We start from the raw sequence: 20,754 nt of genomic DNA, 5'->3' as shown, positions 1-20,754 counted from the left end.
AAAGATGGATACTTTACACAATACGAAGGCAGGGAAAATATTTGACATTTTTAATGCGCTATTTTTGGCATTGATTGGGTTATTCATGGTGATTCCTTTTATTTATGTGATCGCCGGTTCATTTGCTACGGAGTTAGAATTGACCACACGTTCGTTTTTCTTATGGCCAAATGAGATCAGTCTCGACTCCTATCGCTTTATTTTTTCAACCAACACCTTTATCCGTAGTTTGCTTGTAACGGTCGGCGTTACCATCGTTGGCACGCTGGTGCAGCTTTTCTGTACCTTCACCTTTGCCTATCCTTTATCACGCAAGCACCTAAAAGGACGGAACACCTTGTTGAATCTCGTGATTTTTGCAATGCTCTTTTCAGGTGGGATGATCCCAACGTTTATCGTGGTGAAAAATTTAGGACTGATCAATTCTTATTGGGCATTGATTTTGCCAATCGCGATCAATCCGTTCAACTTAATGATCATCAAAAACTTTTTCCAAGAAATGCCGATCGAGTTGGAAGAATCCGCCAAGATGGACGGCTGTACGGAACTAGGGATCTTATGGAAAATCATTTTGCCTTTATCAAAACCAGTGATCGCGACCTTCACCCTTTTTTACGCCGTTGGTATCTGGAACGACTTCATGAGTGGATTGCTCTATATCAACGATTCAGCAAAATGGCCGATTCAGTTATTGTTAAGACAGATCACGATGGCCTCCAGTGGTGCCAATGCGTTAGCAAGTATGGACCCAAACTATGTGCCGCCTGAACAAGGAATCAAATTTGCAGTCATCATTGTGGCGACTTTGCCAATTTTGATCTTCTATCCGTTTTTGCAAAAACATTTTGCCAAAGGAATGCTGATTGGATCCGTCAAAGGATGATACACTTCAATAGTTGTGGATAGGTTGTCATGCGTTTTTTCGCATGACAATTTGTTACATAAAATCTATTACAAGGGTGTTTGGGAATGAAGTACTTTAAAACAGGCGGTTTTCATCGAAAACTGCAGCTAGCCAGTCTATGGATCGTCGTGCCGCTATTAGCCGTTGCAATCTTTTTGCATGCCTATTTGATCGGACCATTACAACGATCGTATCAAGAACTAAATAATCGCCAAGTCGAAGGAATCGTTAGTAACATCAACCAACAGTTCTCGCAGCTGGAAGTGACTTTAAGCGTTTGGGGGCAATCGTTTCAAAGGCGCTACCAAGAAGATTTATTGGAAACGACAAATTATCAGACGCTGATCCAGCTGTCGGAAGAATTGTTTTATTTAACAAATAGCTCCAATTATGTCAATCGAATCGGTATTTATTCACTAGGCGAGACGCCTTTTGGGATTGAAAGTGGCGGCACGTATGAATTAACGCTCGAGCAAACCAAAACAGCATTTGAACGCTATCGGATCGATAATGGTAGGCAGTACCAGTGGAAGATCATTGAAGAAGAGGATGAATTGATTTTTGTACAAAACATTGATAGCCAAGGCGAAGATCAGCCTAAAATTTTTTTAGTTGCAACGATCGACGAGCAATCATTATTAAAGTATTTTTATGATACCCAAATTGAAAATGGACTCGCAGCGATTTCCTTTAATCATGAGAGTTTTCGTTTTATTGGCGATCAGAACTTAGCAAATGTTATCCAACCACTGAGTGAAGAGCATCAAGGAACCTGGGTCGAATCGATCAATGGCAATGATTATAGCATGATCGCCGTAAACAGTACGCGGCTCAACCAAATATGGACCTTTTATACCGTTGTTCCCTTAGCATTGATTACCGAGCCAGTCACTCATTTGGCTAGAGTGCTGATCGTCGTAAGTATTCTTTTTATTGCTTGTGTGGCAGTCATGAGTCTCTTTTTAGCCAAAAAACAATACCAACCTTTTGAAAAAACAATGGATCAGCTCTTTGGTAATACCCAATGGAAAAAAGAAAACGATCTGGAGTTTTTGGTGGACCGTTGGCAACAATTAAGTCGTGAAAAAGGATTGTTACAAAATCAGGCGGAACGCTTTCAAGATTCGCTGAAGCGACAAGTGATCCAACATTTGATGGAAGGGTATTATGGCTATTTGTCAGAGGAAGAATCGCAACAATTACTGCAGCAAAAAAACTGGCGCTTAAGTGACCCAGGGTATCGCTTGTTTTATTTCCAACTCAATGATCTATTAAGCAATCAAGCAAATTCCCAAGATGAAACCCATATTTTGTTTGCGCTAGAAAACATTATAACGGATGTCACAGCCATGTTTTTCCCTGAATCAACCATCGTTTCTTCAAATGAAGGACGGATTTTGGTTTTTGTGGTCAATCAAGAGCAACAACTGACAGATTACTTCACGATGGTCACCAAGCAAATCAATTTGATCGTCTGCCGTTATGTCACCATCGTTAGTTCGCAACAAGAAACAGAGATTCGCAAGTTGCCTGAAGTTGCCCAACGTCTCAAAAAGCAAATCCATCTGCAACGGTTGATTTCCGAAAATCAAGTGCTTCAAGGAGAGAAAATGCGCCCACTGCCGAAGTATTCTCTTTCGCAAGAAAATTTGATTTTAACAGCGCTGAAAAGTGGCTATCATGAAGAATTGCAACGAAGTCTCCAGCGGTTTTTAGAACAGGTCGTGGCAGAAAACAATCAACAGGCTGCGGTGATCTATGTGGTCAATCGACTGTACGATCAAGTCGATTACCTTTTAAATGAAAATGGGGTCTCACGAACGGATTATGTATCGAAAACGGTTGTGTTAGAGCGAATCGAACGACTTTTAGCCATCAATCAGATCCAAGCCTTTTTGTACCATCATTTCTTAAAACCCGTCTCCATCCTCTGGCAAGAAAATGTCGCTAATTCTTATAGTGAAATGATCCAAAAAGTAGCGGAGTACATCCATTCTGATTTTCGCAATGAACAAATTTCGTTAGAATACGTTGCGGATCGTTTCGAAGTAGACCCAATCTTTTTGAGTAAGGAGTTCAAGCGTGCCAAGCAGGTCAACTTTATTGATTATTTAACCAATGTTCGCATCGTAGAAGCAAAACGGCAGTTGCTCGAAACTGATCACCAAATCAATGAAATTGCAGAAAACCTTGGGTATAATCCCAGTTACTTCAATCGTTTATTTAAAAAGTGCACGGGAATGACCCCAGGACAATATCGAAAAGGTCAGAGCTGATCACTGTTGGTTGCTGCGGAAAAGCTCGTATTTTCGCAGCTTTTGCTCTGATTTTTCCATGTTTTCGTCAGCAAATGTTTTGTATAATAGAAAAGAAAGCGATTTCCAATGCAGCTTATGTTCAGCAAGAAAACCAGTGGACTTGTCGAAGCTGTTGGAAATCTGATAGTAAATAGATGGAGGAAGAAAAGAAATGAAAATCGTTCTAGGCGGAGATTCAACCGTGGCGGATTATCCCCTTGATCAACAGCCAATGATGGGCTGGGGACAAGCTTTACCAAGCTATCTGTCCCCAGAAGTAGACGTACACAATTTTGCGAAAAACGGCAGTACGACTCGTTCGTTTATCGAAGAAGGGTTGTTTAAGCAGCTCCTGCAAGAAGTCGAACCGAATACAGTCGTCCTACTGCAATTTGGACATAATGACCAAAAAGAGAAAAATCATGTCACGATGGAGGCGTACATTGCTCATTTGACAGACATGATCCGTCAAATCAAAGAAAAAGCAGGAATCCCGATCCTGTGTACACCTGTTGAACGACGTGTAGGGGAAGAGGGACGACTGGCGCATACGTTGTCAGCGTTTTTATCGGTCTTAAGAGAACTTAGTCGAACGGAAGAAGTGGATTTGTTTGATTTAAATCGCTATACCTATCATTATTATGACACATTAGGACTAGAAGCTTCCAAAGCGCTCTTTGTTTGGTTAGCACCGGATGAGCACCCCAATTATCCTGCAGGTCTCGCAGATGATACCCACTTTTCAAAGGTCGGGGCGCATATGATCGCTCGCTATGTAGCGATTCGTTTACAGGCGTTTTTCCATGAGCAACCACTGTTTCCTGATATTTATTACGGCGCCTGCATGTATCCAGAAGTCTGGTCGGAAGAAATCATGCAAAGTGATAGTCAAACGATGAAAACGTTGGGCATGAATTTTGCTAGAATTGGGGAATTCATGTGGCGTGACTTGGAGCCTCAACCTGGAGAATATGATTTTGCGTTGTTGGAACGTGCGCTAGAACAGTACCAAGCAAATGGCATCGATGTTTGCTTATGTATTCCAACGCCAACTCCGCCCCGCTGGTTTACAAAACAGTACCCAGAAGCTTTAATCACTAATCAAGATGGGACGAAGATGCATCATGGCTCAAGACAGCATGTCTGTACCAACAACGAGGACTTTCGCCGCTATGCCTATCGTTTGACGAGAAAAATCGCTGAGATTGCCGAAAAACATGAAAATGTCGTTATGTTGCAATTGGACAATGAGTTTAAATGTCATGTCGATCTATGTTACTGTACGACGTGCCAAACGCGTTGGCATACGTATTTAAAAGACAACTATCAATCCGTGACCAACCTCAACGAGTGTTGGGGCACGAAGGTGTGGAGTGAGTGGTATGACGCATTTGAGGATGTCGTCTTGCCACTAACGACCCCGTTTTTGCATAATTCTTCCCTGATGAATGCCTTTCGCCGCTTTACCACCGATACGTTGAATGAGTTTGCGCATGATCTTTGTCATTTTATCCGAATGGAGACCGCGTTACCCATTACCCATAACTCCGCTTTTGGTTTTAACTTGCAAAATGATGAGCTATTTGCTGATTTAGATATTGCCGGTTTTGATACGTATGCACCGGCAGACAACTACCCAGCGTATACGATGAACTTGGATCGTTGGCGGAATGTCAAACCGCGCAACAAAGAAATGTTATTGTTAGAAACTTGTACTGCCAATGCTGGTCATATTGAAAATTATGCGACTCCTCGTCCTCATGGGTTTGTCACAAGTGAAGCGTTCATTGGCTATGCTGGTCATTTGAAATCCTTCTGCTTTTGGCATTTTCGTGGACATCGCTATGGTGTGGAGCAACCCCATAGTGCCGTGTTAACTGCTTGGGGAGAGCCAGATTGTGGGTATGAAGAGGTAGTTCGGATTGGCGAACTAAGACAACAGATCGCACCACTTTTAGCGGAAACGAAGTATGTATCGGCAAAAATAGCCATTATCTACTCGGATTACTCGAAACGTTTTTACACGATCGATCATGGGGGTGTTTATGATTATCGCAGCCTGTTTACCGAATTTTACGGCAGTCTGATTCGCCAAGGGATTCGTGTAGAAATCATTCAAGAAAATAGTCCGTTAGAAGAGTATGATGTTGTTCTTGCCCCATTTGTTCGTTGGATCAGTCCTACCTTGTTGAAAAAATTTGCCGCCTTTACTGAAGCAGGAGGTAAGCTGATTTTAGGCCCGATGACGGGGGATCGGACCAAAGAGCTGGCGTGGCCAGCGACAAATGGCTTAGATCGTTTAGGAGAATGGCTCGGGTTTGACGAAATCCAGCAATTTACGGTGAAAGGACTGACTTATCAGCTAACCTATGACGGCCTAAAAGAACCTTTGGATCATTTGGTCACAGTTTTTCATTGCCCAGAAGATTGGGAAACGATCGGACGAGGGAATGACCAAACGCTACTAGCTAAGAAACAACTGGCTCAAGGAGAGATCATCTATTTAGGTGCGCTACCTAGCAATTTAACAGACAGTTTGATATGGCAGTCGTTTTGTCACAAAGAACTTTTCCCTTATGAATCAGAGCGCCTGTTGATCAAATGTTCGGAAGGTGTGATGAAGTATCGCCGAGAGTCAGCGACCCATGTCCAACTCTGGATCAGTAACTTAGGGATGACGACAGCTGACTTTACCTTACATCTCCCCGGTTTCGAACGCTTATCAGGTGAAGCGCTGGCGCGGGGTAACCATAGGTTAGAACCTTATGAAAATTTGATTATTGAATGGGAAAAAACAGTAGAAAGCGAGGAGTCAGATGATTCATTTAGCCATCCGAGGGCATGACCTCTCAGGAGAATATACACCCAAGCAGCTAGCACAAGCGGTAGGAGCAAAGAAAATAAGAAACGTTCAGTTTGCCTTGAATGCGTCTTTTCCAGACCTAAGTGCTCCTGAAAAAATGAGTCCAGGTATGGGGACCTTCTTCAAGAATGAATTCCAAGAACAAGGCGTTCAAATCGCTTTGTTAAGTTGTTATAGTAACTTGATTCATCCCGAACCAGAGGAACGAGAGAAAATCTTACAGAAATTTGAGCGCTACTTATTCCATGCCCGTTATTTTGGTGCCAGCATGGTGGCTTCAGAAACAGGCTCAGTCATTGCCGCGCTGGGATATAGCGAAGAGAATTTTTCGGATGAGGTTTTTGAAGACTTGATCCATGTGATCCAGCGACTCGTTCGAGTAGGAGAAAAACATAAAACCATGGTAGGGATCGAAGCAGGAATGAATCATCCGTTGTATTCGAATCAGCGCATCGCCGAGCTGATTGAACGTGTTCCTTCTGATTATCTAGGGATCATTTACGATCCAACGAATTTGATCACCGCAAAAACGGCTGCTGATCAAGTTGCATTGGTAGAAGAAGCGTTTACTCTTTTTGGCGAGAAAATCGTCTGCTTGCACCTAAAGGATTTTCAACTCTCGAGAGAAGAAGTGATCCCTGTCCCGTTAGGTGAAGGACAAATACGGTATCCAGAAATTTTACAGCTTCTGATCAAACACAAGCCATACTGTTACGTGGTGTTAGAAGAAACAAAAGACGCTGGGATCGATCGTGCGGTGGCGTTGATTGAAGGCTTAGATTTAAAAAATTAGCTGGGTGCTTTTGTAAATGATTGTTTAAGAGAACACGGGAGTGATTTTCTTGTTTTCTTCAAAGACGCTGACATTAATGCAAACTTTTATCGAGCATAGAAAAGTTGTTTATGGTGAGATTTCATCTAAACAGCTTTTTTATTTTCATAAAAACAGAAAATATGATGCAAGGTTTGTTATTATAGAATAAAAAGAAAGCATTTTAGAGTGTTGCATTCGGATAATAGATCAAATGGAAAAGGATTTAACAATTACGAGACATGAAAAAGAGAGAAAGGAGGGACCAATGGCAAACATGCAAGATGTGGCAAAACTTGCCAATGTATCCGTGACTACCGTCTCACGAGTGATCAACAATAAAAAATACGTGAATGAAGAAACAAAGCGGGTTGTGCTAGAAGCAATTCAAGCACTTGATTATGTACCAAATGAATTAGCACGATCCTTTTATTACAATTCTTCAAAGATGATCGGCTTGCTGATCTATGATTTGAAAAATGATTTTTATAATCAATTTATTACCCGAATCGAGTCGCAACTGATTGAGAAAGGCTATAGTTTGATGATTGGTACCACACAAGGAAATCCTGAAAGAGAAGCCTATTTTTTGAACTTGTTTCTCGCAAATAATATTGATGGGGTAATTTTATGTACCAACCTTTGTACGCAAGGTCCGTTGTTGCAAAAGGTTCTCAAATTACCTCTAGTGAGTGTGGGTAGAGTCCTTAGCGATGAAGTATCCTCCGTTTCTGCGGATAATACCTCAGGTGGACAGTTGGCAGCACAGATCTTAATCCAAAATCGTTGTCGCGAGATCCTCTTCGTTAATGGACCAAAGACATTACATTCCGTTCAAGAAAAATCAGCTGGTTTTTATCAAGTGATGGACCAATACCCAGAGATCCATGTTCACGAGGTCATACTCGATTTTGTAAATGTCACGCAAACATCCTTTGATCAACTTTTTCGTCAATGGCCTTCTATCGATGGCATTTTTGAGGCAAGCGATTTTTTGGCAGCCTGCGCTTTAAGTTCCCTTCATTCAGTGGATAAAAAGGTTGGTGAAGCGATTCAAGTGATTGGTTATGAAAACACCAATGTTTGTCTTTGTACTAGCCCTTTGCTTTCGTCCATCGCACGACCTTTAGAGGAGATGGTGGATTGGACGACCCAGCTACTTTTTCAAGAGGTACAAGGAGACAAAACCGCACCAAGACACGTCCTCTTGAAAAATTCATTTGTCCCAAGAGAAACGACTCAATGGAAGTGATGGGAAAAGAAGCAACCGTTTGCAGCTTTCTTTTGATTGTCTTGGGATAGCCGCAATTCTATAATGAAATGGACTGGAATAAATCCAGATTGATGAAGTTGCTAAGTGATAGGTGTTGATAGCTAGGAATATTTTTAAAAAAATGGTTCCGCTTACAAAATGTTCTGTAAAATAGCGAACGGCTTGAAGGATAACGCCTCAAGAAGAGCGTACCTAAAATGCGATCACAAGAACAAATTAACCTAAATGTAATATGAAGGAGTGATTAACCATGTGGAAAGCAAACTATCATACCCACACAACTCGATGCAAACATGCACGGGATTCTGATGAAGACTATGTAATCAAAGCCATCCAAGCTGGCTTTAAGGAAATTGGCTTCGCTGATCATTGTCCCTGGCCCTTTGAGGCTGGGTATGTCTCCCTCATGCGGATGGATGTTGCGCAATTGGAAGATTACGTTTCATCGGTGAGAAGCTTACAGGAAAAGTACCAAGGACAAATCGATGTGAAATTAGGATTAGAGTGTGAATATTTTGAAACAATGATCCCTTGGCTAGTTGCAGAGAAAGAAAGGCTGTCGATCGACTATTTGATTTTTGGCAATCACTTTCCTGAAATCGAAAGCAATCACTATTACGACCATACACCCGGGGATTCGGTAAAAGCGATCAAAGATTATCTCCGTGTTTCTTTACAGGGAATTGAATCAGAAATTTTTGCTTATATGGCACACCCAGATGTGTTCATGCGGGGCTATAAAACCTTCGATTCTCATTGTGAAGAAGTTGCCTACCGCCTATGTGAAAAAGCCAAAGAGTATCAGCTGCCGTTGGAGTATAATTTGGCAGGCTATACGAACGGTGGCTATCCGCATCCTGAATTTTGGAAGATCGCCAAGGAAGTCGGCTGCTCTTGTATTATTGGGATCGATGCCCACGAGAGTGCTGCTTTAACGAATACAGAAATTTACGAAAGAGCTCTTTTAGAAATCGATGCCTTGGGGTTAACACGGATCGATCGGCTCTTCTTTGCGTGAAGGAAAGAAAGTTGATCGTTTTGGAAATAAAACATGGACGCCAGTGGGGATCACTAGCGTCCATGTTTATTAGAATTGCCATTCTTGAATTTTTTTCAAGAGTACCGCTTTGTCGGCAGCTTCCGCAAAGGAATGCTGAGCGGCAGTTACGTTTAAGAAGCGCATCTCTGACTCGGTCATGTCGCAATGATGAGCCATTTGCAGGTATTCATTGGTCAATGTCGTATTTGAGACCGTTCGGTTATCGGTGTTCAAACAAAAAGGGACCTTGGCCTCCAGCCATTCTCTTAATGGGTATGCCGAGTATGTGGGAATTGCACGCGTATGAACATTGCTGGTAGGGCAGCCTTCGATACAGCGATTTTGTTCTCGAACAAACGCTTGAGCAGTAGGATCTCCTTTTAAGGCGATGCCGTGGCCAATCCGCTGCGCACCGCTTTCGATAGCTTGATAAATGTTTTGCACACAGCCGCATTCGCCTGCATGTAAGGTCAGCTGGACACTTTGGTTATTGAGGAACACTTGATAGCTGGCAGCTAAATCAGGGACGTACCCGTCTTCTTCTGGACCTGCCAGATCAATGCCGACGACTTTTTCATCGGTAAGAGCGATCGCTTCATCAAAAATCGCCGTAATAGCTGGTAGGTCTTCTTGACGCATCCCAATGATCAAAATATTGCCTTTGATTGGGTAGCGTTCTTCTGCTCGTGCGATGCCTTCGATCACGGCTTGGATGGTCTGGCTGCAAGTGAGTCCTTTGTCCATCGATAAGCTGGGAGCAAAGCGGATCTCAATATAAGCGACCCCATCTTGAGCGGCTTGTTCCATCACATCATAGGCGGCAGCTGCTAACGCTTCTTGTGTTTGCAAATACGGCCGAACGAAATCAAAGCAGCGAAGATAATCCCTCAGGTCATGACAATCTTTGGGGGCTTGCATCTGTGCTTTCACAGCTTCTATGTCTTGCTCGATCGGTAGTTCTTGCTGATTGGCGATGGCGATCAATGTTTCTGGACGAATGGAACCGTCGAGATGGCAGTGAAGTTCTACTTTGGGAAATGCTTGGATTTGTTGTTGAGTAAGCACAGTGTTCCTCCTGTCTAGGTCGAATTTTTTTAAGTATGAATATAGCATACTTCCAAAGCCCATGCTACCCAAAAAAGGAAATTCTCATAGAAAGCAAAACAGCAGCCGCGAATTACTTGTGCGGCTGCTGGTTTTATTGTGGGAGAGTGGCTCAAATCAATTCCGATAGATCGGTAAAAGGCAATGACAGATCGTGAGCGGCTTCTTTTGAAGTAAATGCGCCCTCATAGGCGATGACCCCTTTGGCAAGTGCCTGATTTTCTCGCAACGCTGTTAAAGGATCGTTCGCTAGCTGCTGGGCATACGGTAAGGTGGCAATGCTCAATGCGATGGTTGCCGTTTGCGGCACAGCACCTGGCATATTCGCCACTGCATAGTGAATAACTTCTTCCCGGATATAGGTTGGCTCGTCGTGGGTGGTGACTTTGTCTTCGGTCTCAAAAATTCCGCCTTGGTCAATGGCAATATCGACGATCACGGATTTTTCAGGCATCTGTTTCACCATGTCGCGGGTCACTAAGCACGGAGCTTTTTGTCCTGGCAATAAGACGGCTCCTACCACCAAGTCTGCGGATTGGATCGTTCGTTCGATATTCAAGCGATTGGAATACAAGGTTTGGACTTGACCAGAAAATTGTCGATCCAGCTCTTGTAAGCGTGGGATCGAAACGTCTAAAATCGTCACTTGTGCGCCTAAACCTACGGCGACTCTCGCGGCATTCTCACCGGCAACGCCACCACCAATGATCGTTACCCGACCTTGACGGACGCCGGGAACACCTGAAAGTAGGATCCCTTTTCCACCATAAATTTTTTCGAGAAATTGCGCGCCGATTTGAACAGACATTCTTCCAGCGATCTCACTCATAGGCGATAGCAGAGGCAGGGTGCCGTTCGCCAGCTGGACGTTCTCATAAGCTACAGCGATCACTTTGCTGTCGATCAACGCTTGAGCAAGCTGTTGATTGGCGGCTACGTGGAAATAGGTGAATAAAACCAGTCCCTCATGCAAAAAGGGGTATTCTTCTGGTAAAGGTTCTTTGACTTTCATAACCAATTCAGAGGCCCAAACCTCTTCAACGGTAGTAATCGTAGCACCGACTTCCTGATACGCTTGATCAGAAAAGGTTGATCCTGCACCAGCGCCTTGTTCAACGAAGACTTCGTGTCCGTCTTGGACTAACTCATAGACTCCCGAGGGCGGCAATGCCACACGATTTTCATTGTTCTTGATTTCTTTGGGGATACCGATTTTCATAGACTTCACACCTTTCTTTCTTCCATTATAATAGAAAGCGGATTCCTAAGGGGAGAAAGAATGGTTTTTTTATTAAAAAAGTAAGATCCAGTTGCTGCCTACGCCACGACAAAGAAAAAAGCCCCGAAAGGGGACTTTTTTCGATCAATCAGCTGAAGGTCCAAAAGCGTAAGCTTTGATTAGCGATTTCATCTAGTGTGTAATAGATAGCGTAATGGGATTTTTCTGGATCATCATTGGGATCTAAGACAAACACTTGATCGTCCATCATTCCACCTAAGACCATAATATGGCCGCCATCTGTAAATTCCCCTGGAGTCACAGAAACGATGACGGGATGATTTTGTTGCAAGTAAGCTTCAACGCTGGCTAGATCTGTGCCGAGATCATAGTAGTTGTAGCCGTTTGCATCGGCAAAGTCAGAAAAAATCCGCCAGTCCGTTCCTTGGCCGTCAACGTAATAATGATCTCCTGCCCAGTCGAGGACTTCTAGTGGCGAAATGGGATAGCCTTCAAGATAGGATTGAACCATCGCAAGAGAAGCAATCGCACAGCCGTTTTCTGCTAAGGTTTGGCTGCCGTCATTGCCATAGGATCTATCGGCCCAATCTTCGTTCGTCTGCAAGAAAATCGGTGTTGTGATGTCCATTTCCCATAAATAAGCATTGATGTCATCACTAAAGATAGCCTGAGAATAAACATATTCGTCGTCATAACTCTCATCATAGGCAACGACGGTATGCACGTGTTCGGACAACTCTCCGTACAATACGTGATGAGAGATTCGATTGAACCCTATCCAAATCAACACCAATCCTGCCAAAACAACCATTGGCCGACGCTTTCGATAAACATCTGTCTGTTTTTGCATTTTTCCCTCCTTGTTTTACGAATCGTACGTATTCATCCTGTTCTTTTAAGTAAAACAAAGGAGGGGGCGCTTGTCATCGGCCTACAGACCGATTCCACGATCAACTTTCAAATGCCTCTAGTTCTAAGCTAGTATTTTCCCATGCTTCTAGTAGAGCTTCTTGTTCAGTGCGGGCTTGTTCTAATGCTTGATTCAACGCGGTCAATTTGACATGATCATTCAACGCATCTGGTGCGGTCATGTCTTGTTCCAGTTGTTGGATCGTTTCTTCTATTGCGGCAAGTTCTTCTTCGATTTGGGTGACTTTTCGCTGTAAGGTTCTAACGGCTTTTTGCTGTTCCTTGCTTTGGACAAAGTTTTGCTTGCCCGCTGAGAGGGTGGTTTCGGTTGTTTTTGCTTCCAACATTGCTGCGATCTCAGCTTCTTCTTGTTTCTTTTCTAAATAATAATCGTAATCGCCTAGATAGAGCTTGCTGCCGTTTTCAGACAGTTCCACGACCTTGGTGGCGATTCGATTGATAAAGTAGCGGTCGTGAGATACGAAGAACAAAGTGCCTTCATAATCGATCAGAGCATTTTCTAAGACTTCTTTGCTGTCGATGTCTAAATGGTTGGTTGGCTCATCCAAAATCAAGAAATTGTCATGGTCCATGGCTAATTTTGCCAAAGCGACACGGGCTTTTTCGCCACCGCTTAACAGCGTGATCGGCTTTTCAACATCTTCTCCCGAAAATAAGAAGCTGCCTAATATATTGCGAATCTCGACTTCAGGTGTGGTACTGTGGTCATCCCAAAGCTCATGGAGGATCGTTTTGGTTGAGTGCAGATCGGATTGGGTTTGGTCATAGTACCCGATTGAGACATTGGCGCCAAAATGGACCTTTCCTTGAATAAAGGGGATTTTATGAATCAGCGATTTCAGTAAGGTTGATTTGCCGATCCCATTCGGTCCCACTAAAGCGATCGCATCTTTGCGCCGAACATCTAAGTCGATGGGCGCCGATAAGACTTCTTCTTCAGAATAACCGATAGCGGCATTTTCTACTTGCATCACAACATTTCCTGAAGGCTTTTCAATGGAAAAAAGGAAGTGGGCGGATTTTTCATCTCCTTGCGGGCGATCCAGCCGGTCCATTTTCTCTAATTGCTTACGGCGACTTTGCGCGCGTTTGGTGGTAGACGCACGGACAAGGTTGCGGGCAACAAAGTCTTCCAGTTTATTGATTTCTTCTTGCTGCTTTTCAAAGGCTTTCCATTCACTTTGCAGCTGTTCCGCTTTCAGGGTCAAATAGCGGCTGTAATTGCCTTTGTAGTGGCGCATTTTTTGGCGACTCAGTTCGTAGACTTCGTTGACGACTTTGTCTAAGAAGTAACGGTCATGGGAAACGATCAGCAACGCACCGGCATATCCTTGCAGATAGTTTTCCAACCAAGATAACGTTTCGATGTCTAAATGGTTGGTCGGTTCATCGAGGATCAAGATATCAGGTTTTTGCAGCAGCATTTTTGCTAATGCCAAGCGGGTTTTTTGACCACCAGAAAGGGTATTGATGGCTTGCGTGTAAAAAGAAGGATCAAACTGAAAACCGTGCAAGACGGAGCGAATCTCATTTTCATAGCCATAGCCGTTTTTTTCTGCAAATTCATGCTGCAATTGGTCGTATTCTTTCAGGAGATTGCCAGAGTCAGCAGCAGGATCTGCTTCGGAGATGGCGATCTCTAAGGTACGCATGCGCTGCTCCATCTGCCGAACCGTTGCAAAAGCTCCTAGCATTTCTTCCCAAACGGTGGCCTGACTAGCAAGTCCGGTATCTTGAGCTAAGTAGCCCATCGTAGCGGTCTTGTTTTTAGCGATCGTTCCTTTATCAGGACTTTCGAGTCCAGCAATAATTTTCAGTAGCGTTGATTTACCAGCACCGTTGCGCCCAACAAGCGCGATTCGGGAATTGCTGGCAATCTCTAATTGGATATTTTCAAATAAAACCTCGGCTCCGAAAAGACGGGCGATTTGGTTGGCTTGTAATAAAATCATGTGTATGTCATTCCTATCTTTAAGAAACTTGTCTGTATCAAGGTTGCAATACTACAAGTCTATCATATTTTAAGGGAAACGGCGATTGGGAAAAAGTTTGATTTTACCATTATAAAATTTATATTTCAAATTATGAGCATTCAAATTGATTTTTGAACAATGTATTTGTTATGATAGCTTCATCACAAGTGAATTTTTCACAATGGGGGAGTATTCTTTGAAAGATCATCAAATTCCAAAGGCAACAGCGAAGCGATTGCCTTTATATTATCGTTACTTGCGTATTTTGCACCAAGCTGGCAAATTAAAAGTTTCTTCGACCGAACTAAGTGAAGCTGTTCAAGTTGATAGTGCGACGATCCGCCGCGACTTTTCCTACTTTGGTGAATTAGGAAAACGCGGCTATGGCTATGACGTTGAAAGCTTGATGCAGTTCTTTGCGAAGACATTGAACGAAGACCACATGACGAATGTAGCTTTAGTCGGTGTCGGAAACTTGGGGAGCGCCTTGTTGAAATACAAATTTCACCAAAGCAACAGCATTCGGATCAGTGCCGCATTTGATGTCAACGAAGATCTAGTTGGTCGAATCGTAGATGGTGTGCCGGTCTATCCAATGGATGACATGAAGGAACAAGTGAAGATCCAGCAGATCGATGTGGCTATTTTGACGGTTCCCGCACAACATTCACAAGATTTAGTGAACGAGCTTGTGAAAGCTGGCATTAAAGGAATCTTGAACTTTACACCTGCACGGATCACTGCACCAAAAGGCGTGCTGATTCAAAACGTTGACTTAACCAATGAATTGCAAACATTGATTTATTTCTTGCATTCAGGCAACGTCTTGTCCCATGAAGAACCAGTAGAAGAACCATCACTAAGCGAATAATCGCATCACATAAATAGGAACCAACAAAACAGCTGCCAGATCGTAGTATATACAACGATCTGACAGCTGTTTTTTGCTTTTTCATCACTGATCTTACTCGTCTAACTGGTCAAAAAGTGATTCGTAGGAATCTTGCTCTTCAACGCTTGTGAGCGCTTCTTGATATCGCAAGATTTGTTGAGTCAAACGTGTGAAATCGATGATGCGGGCTTCACGATGCACTTCTTTCCCATTCGCGAACAAGAGGACGACGGGAACCGTCAAGACCGAAAATAAACTGGCTGCTTCTGGCTCTGCCAGCGTGTTGATGGTAAATAGAGGGAGTTGCTGGGTTTGTGCCAGTTTTTGGATGCGTGGTTTGTCCGCAACACAAATACTGCAATTCGGTTGAGAGAGATAGAGTAGTGCCAACGGTTGTTGGGCGAGCTGCTCTTGGATCGGTTGATTTTTTTGCATAAGTCATTCCTCCATGGAAAATGTACGCTGTTCTTGAGGAAAAGTCAAAATATCTGCTAGCAGCTGATCGCTTAGGTGAGTAAGAAGGATTCAAAGATAAGGGAAATCTAAAGCAACGATTAAAAAAATAGGCTGCTTTAAAAAAAACGTTGTATAAAAAAAGGAAAAAACGTATAGTAATTCCAGCGTTTCGAATTTATTGATAAAGAAGGTTAAAGTTATGTTTCAGGCATTACCGAATTCTGTCCTGCAAATGAGTGTTATTTTTTTATCTATCGTCATTGAAGCCTTGCCGTTTGTTCTATTGGGCTGCTTGATCTCAGGTGCCTTACAAGTCTTCTTGACGCCAGAAAGAGTCACGAGGCTCTTACCAAAAAACAAATTGGCATCGATCACAGTTGGTTGTGGTCTGGGGGTCTTTTTTCCTTCCTGCGAATGTGGGATCGTACCGATCGTTAATCAGTTCGTAAAAAAAGAGGTGCCAGTGTATACGGCGTTTGCCTTTATGCTGACTGCACCGATCATCAATCCTATCGTGATTTTTTCTACATTCATTGCCTTTGGAAATTCCGCGAAGTTCGCCTTTTTGCGTGTACTGGGCAGCTTATTGGTCGCAATGGTCGTGGGGATCTGGCTGGCGTATTTTAACAAACAAGAGATCTTAAAAACACGGCTTGCCAATCAATTAAGTGGCGGGAATGAGCAGGCAGCTCACCCACACCATCAGGGGCATGATCACGCCCACCATCAAACGGAAAAGAGCAGTCATCCGCTCCTTCGGAAGATTCGTCATTTGCTGCAGCATAGTTTGGATGAGTTTTTCGATACTGGGCGTTATTTGATCATTGGTGCGTTGATCGCCTCAGCGATGCAGACCTATCTGCCAACTGGCTTGATGCTGACATTAGGCTCCACGAAGCTGTTAGCGGTCTTCGTCATGCTGCTGTTAGCATTAACGTTATCCCTATGTTCCGAAGCAGATGCCTTTATCGGCTCTTCGTTGTTGAGTTTATTCGGCACTGGACCAGTCGTCGGTTTCCTGGTTTTTGGTCCAATGGTAGATATTAAAAACCTGTTGATGATGAAGCGGTACTTTTCGGGGCGTTTTATCGCTTCTTTAGTTGGTTTAGTCGCAATCGTCGTTTCAATTTATGCATGGGTGGTGTAAAGAATGGTTCGTTTTTTGATCTTATCAGGCTATTTTGAATTGATGATGTATTTGCAAGTGACGGGTAAACTCAATCAGTTTATCAACATTCATTATCGCTATCTCGCTATTTTATCCATGATCATTTCTTTATTATTGGCTTTGGTCCAGCTGTATTTTTGGGTCAAACAAGAGCCCGAGCATCATCATGACGATGAGCACCAGCATGGATTAGAGAAAAAACACCAACGAGTGATTGCGTATTTTCTATTAGCCTTACCGATCATCGTGGGTCTCTTTTTCCCCACCGTTAGCTTGGATACGACGATCGTTGAAGCAAAAGGGTTTAATTTCCCCCTAAGTGAAGAATCTGTGGGGGATCCAGAAATGACGACCCAATATCTGAAACCCGATACAAGTCTTTATTTTAACAAAGAAGATTATGACACTCAGATGGATGCAGCGTTGGCACGTTACGCCAAAGATGAGACAATTGCGGTAACGGAAGAAAATTACTTGGAAGTCATGGAGTTGATCTATACGTACCCGAGCGAATTTATTGGCAAGAAAATCACCTATGATGGATTTGTGTACCATGCAGATCAAGATGATGCCAATGAAATCTTTTTGTTTCGTTTTGGCATTATCCATTGTGTGGCTGATTCAGGCGTTTTTGGCTTGCGAGTGGAATTACCGCAACAAACAACGGCAGAAAATAACCAGTGGCTCCACGTGGAAGGGACGATCCAATCGAAGTACTATCAACCCTTCAAACGGGACTTGCCGATGGTGGTTGCAGACCAAGAGAAGACGATTGAAGCACCAGAAAACCAGTATGTCTATCGCGCTTTCTAGCTTTTTTTAAGAAAGTTCATAAAAACATCATAAACCTTTGTTATAATGGAGAAAATCTAAGCATATGTTTGTAGTTTTATCAAACGTTTAGTACAATATAGTAGGAACATATGCTAAAATCTATACAAAAGAGAGGTGTCGTGAAATGGGTTTTACAGATGAAACAGTTCGCTTTGATTTTGATGATAGCCGTAAAAAAGAAGTCAGCGAAACATTAGCTATCGTCTACCGAGCATTAGAGGAAAAAGGATACAATCCGATCAATCAAATCGTCGGTTATCTCCTTTCTGGCGACCCGGCTTACATTCCTCGTTATCGGGATGCCCGGAATTTGATTCGTCGTCACGAACGGGATGAGATCATGGAAGTTCTGATCCGTTATTATTTAGGCAATCACGGGATCAACCTATAATGAGAATCATGGGATTGGATGTTGGTTCGCGGACAGTCGGCGTGGCGGTCAGTGACCCAATGGGCTGGACAGCACAAGGGATCGAGATCATTCGCATCAATGAAGATGAAGGCAATTTCGGTTATGATCGACTTGCTGAATTGGTGAAAGAATATGAAGTCTCACGTTTTGTGGTAGGACTACCTAAAAATATGAATAATACGATCGGACCTAGAGCGGAAGCTTCTATGGCTTACGGCGCAGCGATCGAACAGCAATTCGGTTTGCCGGTCGTTTACCAAGACGAACGTCTGACGACCGTTCAAGCAGAACGAATGCTGGTAGAACAGGCGAATACATCGCGTGCCAAACGAAAAAAAGTGATTGATAAATTAGCAGCAGTCATGATTTTGCAGAATTATTTAGATGGTGCTGGGAAACAGCTGTTTTAATTTACAGAAAAGAGGAAAATAAATGTCAGGACATACACACGATCATAACCACGATCACGATCATGAAGGACATGAACACATTACTTTAATCGATGATCAAGGAAATGAAACCTTATACGAAATTCTATTAACGGTTGACGGTACGGAAGAATTCGGCCGCAACTACGTCTTGCTTTATCCAGCAGGCGTACCAGAAGAAGAAGACGTTGAATTACAAGCGTACGCTTATATTGAAAACGAAGACGGTTCTGAAGGTGAATTAGAACAGATCGAAACAGAAGCAGAATGGGATATGATTGAAGAAGTCTTCAACACATTCATGGCGGAAGAAGAAGAGTAATAAGTTGCAAGTGCTGACCCTTTCCATAAGGGATCAGCACTTTTTTTGATTTAACGACTGTTTATTTTAGAAGCATGTCTGCTTTTTTGAAAGGAATGAGAAAAATGAGTAACGTAACGATATTCGAGCTTGAAAAGATCGCAGAAGAGCAGCTAGTTTTTGCCGTGATCATCAGCAAGTACCAAGAAAAGTTCGTCTATGTCAAACACAAAGAACGAGACACCTTGGAGATTCCTGGAGGCAAGCGAGAACTAGGAGAAAGCATCACAGAGTGTGCTGCCCGTGAATTAAAAGAAGAAACAGGCGCCAAGCACTTTACCCTAGAACCGTTATTTATCTATGGTTTAGAAAAAAACGGGGAGGCCGATTACGGCTTGGTGTTTGAAGCCCAGATCACGGACTTGCAGGATGAATTGACCTCAGAGATCGAAGCAATCTATGTAATGGCAGAGCCGCCTGCCAACTGGACATATCCAACGATTCAGCCGTTGTTATTGGCAGAATATTTCGTACGAACAAAAAAATAATTCAGCCCACTCAAATGGAGGGCTGTCTTGAGTGGGAAAGTAAAAGAAGCCTATTTGACAGGAGTGAGCGAATGAGTTGCGTGATCCTGCAATCAGGGGTAGGATGAAAATGTAAACGTTATCTTATTGGAGAGTAGGGAAAGGCATGGAAAAAATTTATCAAGCAAGTACCGCAGAAGGAGCAATCGATTTTATCAATATGCGCGATTTGGAGATCGCGGCAGAGGAAGTGATTCCTAAAGGTGGGTATGGCTATATCAGCAGTGGTGCGGGGGATATTTTTACCTATCAAGAAAATGAACGCGCCTTCAATCACAAATTGATCATTCCTCATGTCTTAAAGGACATTGAATTACCGGACACAACGTTGTCCTTTGGCGGCGATACGTTGTCAGCGCCAATCATTATGGCGCCTGTTGCCGCCCACGGCTTAGCAAATGTTGCGGCAGAACAAGCGTCAGCCAAAGGTGTTTCACGTTTTGGCACGATCTATACGGCGAGTTCGTATGCCTCTTGTACGTTGGAAGAAATCCGAGCAGCTGGTGGTCAAGAAGCGCCGCAGTGGTTCCAATTTTATATGAGTAAAGACGATGGCATCAATAAAGACATCTTGGCGATGGCAAAACGCAATGGCGCCAAAGCGATCGTTTTGACCGCAGATGCAACTGTTGGGGGCAATCGAGAAACGGATCGCCGCAATGGCTTCACCTTTCCGTTGGCAATGCCGATCGTTCAGGCCTATCAATCAGGGATCGGACAAACGATGGATGCCGTTTACGGCTCCTCAAAACAAAAATTAAGTCCCCAGGATGTCGCTTTTATCGCCAAAGAATCTGACTTGCCAGTTTATGTCAAAGGGGTGCAATCAGAAGAAGATGTGGAACGAGCTTTAGGGGCAGGTGCACAAGGGATTTGGGTCTCAAATCACGGGGGACGCCAATTGGATGGTGGTCCAGCTTCCTTTGATTCCTTACAGATCGTGGCTGAAGCAGTGGCAGGTCGGGCGCCGATCGTCTTTGATAGCGGGGTACGGCGAGGACAGCATGTCTTTAAAGCGATTGCTTGCGGAGCAGATCTAGTGGCGATCGGCCGCCCAGTGATCTATGGGTTGGCTCTAGGTGGTGCTACCGGTGTTCAACAAGTCTTTGATTTCTTCAAAAAAGAATTGGAGATGGTCATGCAGCTTGCGGGGACGCAAACGGTGGCAGATATTAAAAAAGCCGTTTTACGGGACAATCGCTATTTATAAGTAATCCCTCAAAAAGGCGCTAGAATCGCTGA

General features: G+C 43.4%; 19 protein-coding genes. 14 read left to right on the top strand and 5 right to left on the bottom strand.

All coding sequences use genetic code 11. From position 1 onward, the window contains the following. Window positions 1-4: 4 nt before the first annotated feature. The 6 genes from ECA1_RS00095 to ECA1_RS00070 all read left to right on the top strand — a co-directional run bounded on the left by ECA1_RS00095 (window position 5) and on the right by ECA1_RS00070 (window position 9,166). Entirely contained in the window at window positions 5-883 is an 879-nt protein-coding gene (locus tag ECA1_RS00095; RefSeq protein ID WP_005234200.1) for a carbohydrate ABC transporter permease, read from the top strand. Window positions 884-969: 86 nt separating this feature from the next. Continuing rightward, complete coding sequence (locus ECA1_RS00090; RefSeq protein ID WP_060791379.1) at window positions 970-3,180, top strand: helix-turn-helix transcriptional regulator; 2,211 nt, start codon at window positions 970-972, stop codon at window positions 3,178-3,180. A gap of 193 nt (window positions 3,181-3,373) precedes the next feature. Next, entirely contained in the window at window positions 3,374-6,046 is a 2,673-nt protein-coding gene (locus tag ECA1_RS00085; RefSeq protein ID WP_060791378.1) for a beta-galactosidase, read from the top strand. Further along, the gene (locus tag ECA1_RS00080; protein ID WP_008380772.1) at window positions 6,018-6,857 is read left to right on the top strand and encodes a sugar phosphate isomerase/epimerase family protein; all 840 of its coding nucleotides are present in this window, start codon (window positions 6,018-6,020) and stop codon (window positions 6,855-6,857) included. Before ECA1_RS00085 ends, ECA1_RS00080 begins: the two co-directional genes overlap by 29 nt. A gap of 286 nt (window positions 6,858-7,143) precedes the next feature. Beyond that, window positions 7,144-8,127 (top strand): LacI family DNA-binding transcriptional regulator, encoded by a 984-nt coding sequence (locus ECA1_RS00075; protein WP_071859228.1) that lies wholly within the window; start codon window positions 7,144-7,146, stop codon window positions 8,125-8,127. A 271-nt stretch (window positions 8,128-8,398) separates the two neighbouring features. Beyond that, window positions 8,399-9,166 carry a histidinol-phosphatase gene (locus tag ECA1_RS00070; protein ID WP_060791376.1) on the top strand — a complete coding sequence of 256 codons (768 nt, stop codon included), beginning with the start codon at window positions 8,399-8,401 and terminating at the stop codon, window positions 9,164-9,166. A 69-nt stretch (window positions 9,167-9,235) separates the two neighbouring features. Here ECA1_RS00070 and add read toward each other — a convergent pair whose 3' ends face one another. The 4 genes from add to ECA1_RS00050 all read right to left on the bottom strand — a co-directional run bounded on the left by add (window position 9,236) and on the right by ECA1_RS00050 (window position 14,413). Beyond that, entirely contained in the window at window positions 9,236-10,252 is a 1,017-nt protein-coding gene (gene add, locus ECA1_RS00065; RefSeq protein ID WP_060791375.1) for an adenosine deaminase, read from the bottom strand. Between the two features lie 151 nt (window positions 10,253-10,403). Beyond that, on the bottom strand, window positions 10,404-11,510 hold the full coding sequence (gene ald, locus ECA1_RS00060; protein ID WP_060791374.1) for an alanine dehydrogenase: 1,107 nt from the start codon (window positions 11,508-11,510) through the stop codon (window positions 10,404-10,406). Window positions 11,511-11,658: 148 nt separating this feature from the next. Continuing rightward, on the bottom strand, window positions 11,659-12,381 hold the full coding sequence (locus ECA1_RS00055) for a C39 family peptidase (protein ID WP_016608824.1): 723 nt from the start codon (window positions 12,379-12,381) through the stop codon (window positions 11,659-11,661). A 100-nt stretch (window positions 12,382-12,481) separates the two neighbouring features. Continuing rightward, window positions 12,482-14,413, bottom strand: a complete 1,932-nt coding sequence (locus ECA1_RS00050; protein WP_060791373.1) for an ABC-F family ATP-binding cassette domain-containing protein — start codon at window positions 14,411-14,413, stop codon at window positions 12,482-12,484. A gap of 217 nt (window positions 14,414-14,630) precedes the next feature. Here ECA1_RS00050 and ECA1_RS00045 point away from each other — a divergent pair, with 217 nt between their 5' ends. Then, window positions 14,631-15,305, top strand: a complete 675-nt coding sequence (locus tag ECA1_RS00045; RefSeq protein ID WP_005228549.1) for a redox-sensing transcriptional repressor Rex — start codon at window positions 14,631-14,633, stop codon at window positions 15,303-15,305. A gap of 93 nt (window positions 15,306-15,398) precedes the next feature. Here ECA1_RS00045 and ECA1_RS00040 read toward each other — a convergent pair whose 3' ends face one another. Next, on the bottom strand, window positions 15,399-15,761 hold the full coding sequence (locus ECA1_RS00040) for a thioredoxin family protein (RefSeq protein WP_015510225.1): 363 nt from the start codon (window positions 15,759-15,761) through the stop codon (window positions 15,399-15,401). Between the two features lie 220 nt (window positions 15,762-15,981). Between ECA1_RS00040 and ECA1_RS00035 the strand changes: the two genes are divergently transcribed. The 7 genes from ECA1_RS00035 to ECA1_RS00005 all read left to right on the top strand — a co-directional run bounded on the left by ECA1_RS00035 (window position 15,982) and on the right by ECA1_RS00005 (window position 20,722). Then, window positions 15,982-16,929 (top strand): permease, encoded by a 948-nt coding sequence (locus tag ECA1_RS00035; protein ID WP_060791372.1) that lies wholly within the window; start codon window positions 15,982-15,984, stop codon window positions 16,927-16,929. Between the two features lie 3 nt (window positions 16,930-16,932). Beyond that, window positions 16,933-17,763, top strand: coding sequence for a TIGR03943 family putative permease subunit (locus ECA1_RS00030; RefSeq protein WP_005228555.1), 831 nt, complete (start codon window positions 16,933-16,935; stop codon window positions 17,761-17,763). 145 nt (window positions 17,764-17,908) lie between these two features. Beyond that, a complete protein-coding gene (locus ECA1_RS00025; RefSeq protein WP_005228556.1) occupies window positions 17,909-18,175 on the top strand; it encodes an IreB family regulatory phosphoprotein in 267 nt (88 codons plus the stop codon). Beyond that, on the top strand, window positions 18,175-18,606 hold the full coding sequence (ruvX, locus tag ECA1_RS00020) for a Holliday junction resolvase RuvX (RefSeq protein ID WP_005234242.1): 432 nt from the start codon (window positions 18,175-18,177) through the stop codon (window positions 18,604-18,606). The genes ECA1_RS00025 and ruvX overlap by 1 nt, the downstream gene beginning before the upstream one ends. Before the next feature lie 22 nt (window positions 18,607-18,628). Further along, on the top strand, window positions 18,629-18,946 hold the full coding sequence (locus tag ECA1_RS00015) for a DUF1292 domain-containing protein (protein ID WP_060791371.1): 318 nt from the start codon (window positions 18,629-18,631) through the stop codon (window positions 18,944-18,946). A gap of 104 nt (window positions 18,947-19,050) precedes the next feature. Continuing rightward, window positions 19,051-19,473: an NUDIX hydrolase gene (locus ECA1_RS00010; RefSeq protein ID WP_060791370.1), complete on the top strand. Its 423-nt coding sequence runs from the start codon at window positions 19,051-19,053 to the stop codon at window positions 19,471-19,473. 145 nt (window positions 19,474-19,618) lie between these two features. Then, entirely contained in the window at window positions 19,619-20,722 is a 1,104-nt protein-coding gene (locus ECA1_RS00005) for an alpha-hydroxy-acid oxidizing protein (RefSeq protein ID WP_010749842.1), read from the top strand. Window positions 20,723-20,754 lie beyond the last annotated feature (32 nt).

Source organism: Enterococcus casseliflavus NBRC 100478, from assembly GCF_001544095.1.
GTDB classification, from domain to species: Bacteria; Bacillota; Bacilli; order Lactobacillales; family Enterococcaceae; genus Enterococcus_D; species Enterococcus_D casseliflavus.
The sequence above is the reverse complement of the archived record's forward strand: the minus strand, read 5'-3'. Positions and strand labels throughout refer to the sequence as shown.

Coding starts and splice junctions, on each gene's coding strand:
- ECA1_RS00055 (WP_016608824.1), bottom strand. CDS start 12,381: ATGCAAAAACAGACAGATGTTTATCGAAAGCGTCGGCCAATGGTTGTT.
- ECA1_RS00080 (WP_008380772.1), top strand. CDS start 6,018: ATGATTCATTTAGCCATCCGAGGGCATGACCTCTCAGGAGAATATACA.
- ECA1_RS00035 (WP_060791372.1), top strand. CDS start 15,982: ATGTTTCAGGCATTACCGAATTCTGTCCTGCAAATGAGTGTTATTTTT.
- ECA1_RS00015 (WP_060791371.1), top strand. CDS start 18,629: ATGTCAGGACATACACACGATCATAACCACGATCACGATCATGAAGGA.
- ECA1_RS00085 (WP_060791378.1), top strand. CDS start 3,374: ATGAAAATCGTTCTAGGCGGAGATTCAACCGTGGCGGATTATCCCCTT.
- ECA1_RS00090 (WP_060791379.1), top strand. CDS start 970: ATGAAGTACTTTAAAACAGGCGGTTTTCATCGAAAACTGCAGCTAGCC.
- ECA1_RS00070 (WP_060791376.1), top strand. CDS start 8,399: ATGTGGAAAGCAAACTATCATACCCACACAACTCGATGCAAACATGCA.
- ECA1_RS00050 (WP_060791373.1), bottom strand. CDS start 14,413: ATGATTTTATTACAAGCCAACCAAATCGCCCGTCTTTTCGGAGCCGAG.
- ald (WP_060791374.1), bottom strand. CDS start 11,510: ATGAAAATCGGTATCCCCAAAGAAATCAAGAACAATGAAAATCGTGTG.
- ruvX (WP_005234242.1), top strand. CDS start 18,175: ATGAGAATCATGGGATTGGATGTTGGTTCGCGGACAGTCGGCGTGGCG.
- ECA1_RS00075 (WP_071859228.1), top strand. CDS start 7,144: ATGGCAAACATGCAAGATGTGGCAAAACTTGCCAATGTATCCGTGACT.
- ECA1_RS00040 (WP_015510225.1), bottom strand. CDS start 15,761: ATGCAAAAAAATCAACCGATCCAAGAGCAGCTCGCCCAACAACCGTTG.
- ECA1_RS00025 (WP_005228556.1), top strand. CDS start 17,909: ATGGGTTTTACAGATGAAACAGTTCGCTTTGATTTTGATGATAGCCGT.
- ECA1_RS00005 (WP_010749842.1), top strand. CDS start 19,619: ATGGAAAAAATTTATCAAGCAAGTACCGCAGAAGGAGCAATCGATTTT.
- ECA1_RS00010 (WP_060791370.1), top strand. CDS start 19,051: ATGAGTAACGTAACGATATTCGAGCTTGAAAAGATCGCAGAAGAGCAG.
- ECA1_RS00095 (WP_005234200.1), top strand. CDS start 5: ATGGATACTTTACACAATACGAAGGCAGGGAAAATATTTGACATTTTT.
- ECA1_RS00030 (WP_005228555.1), top strand. CDS start 16,933: ATGGTTCGTTTTTTGATCTTATCAGGCTATTTTGAATTGATGATGTAT.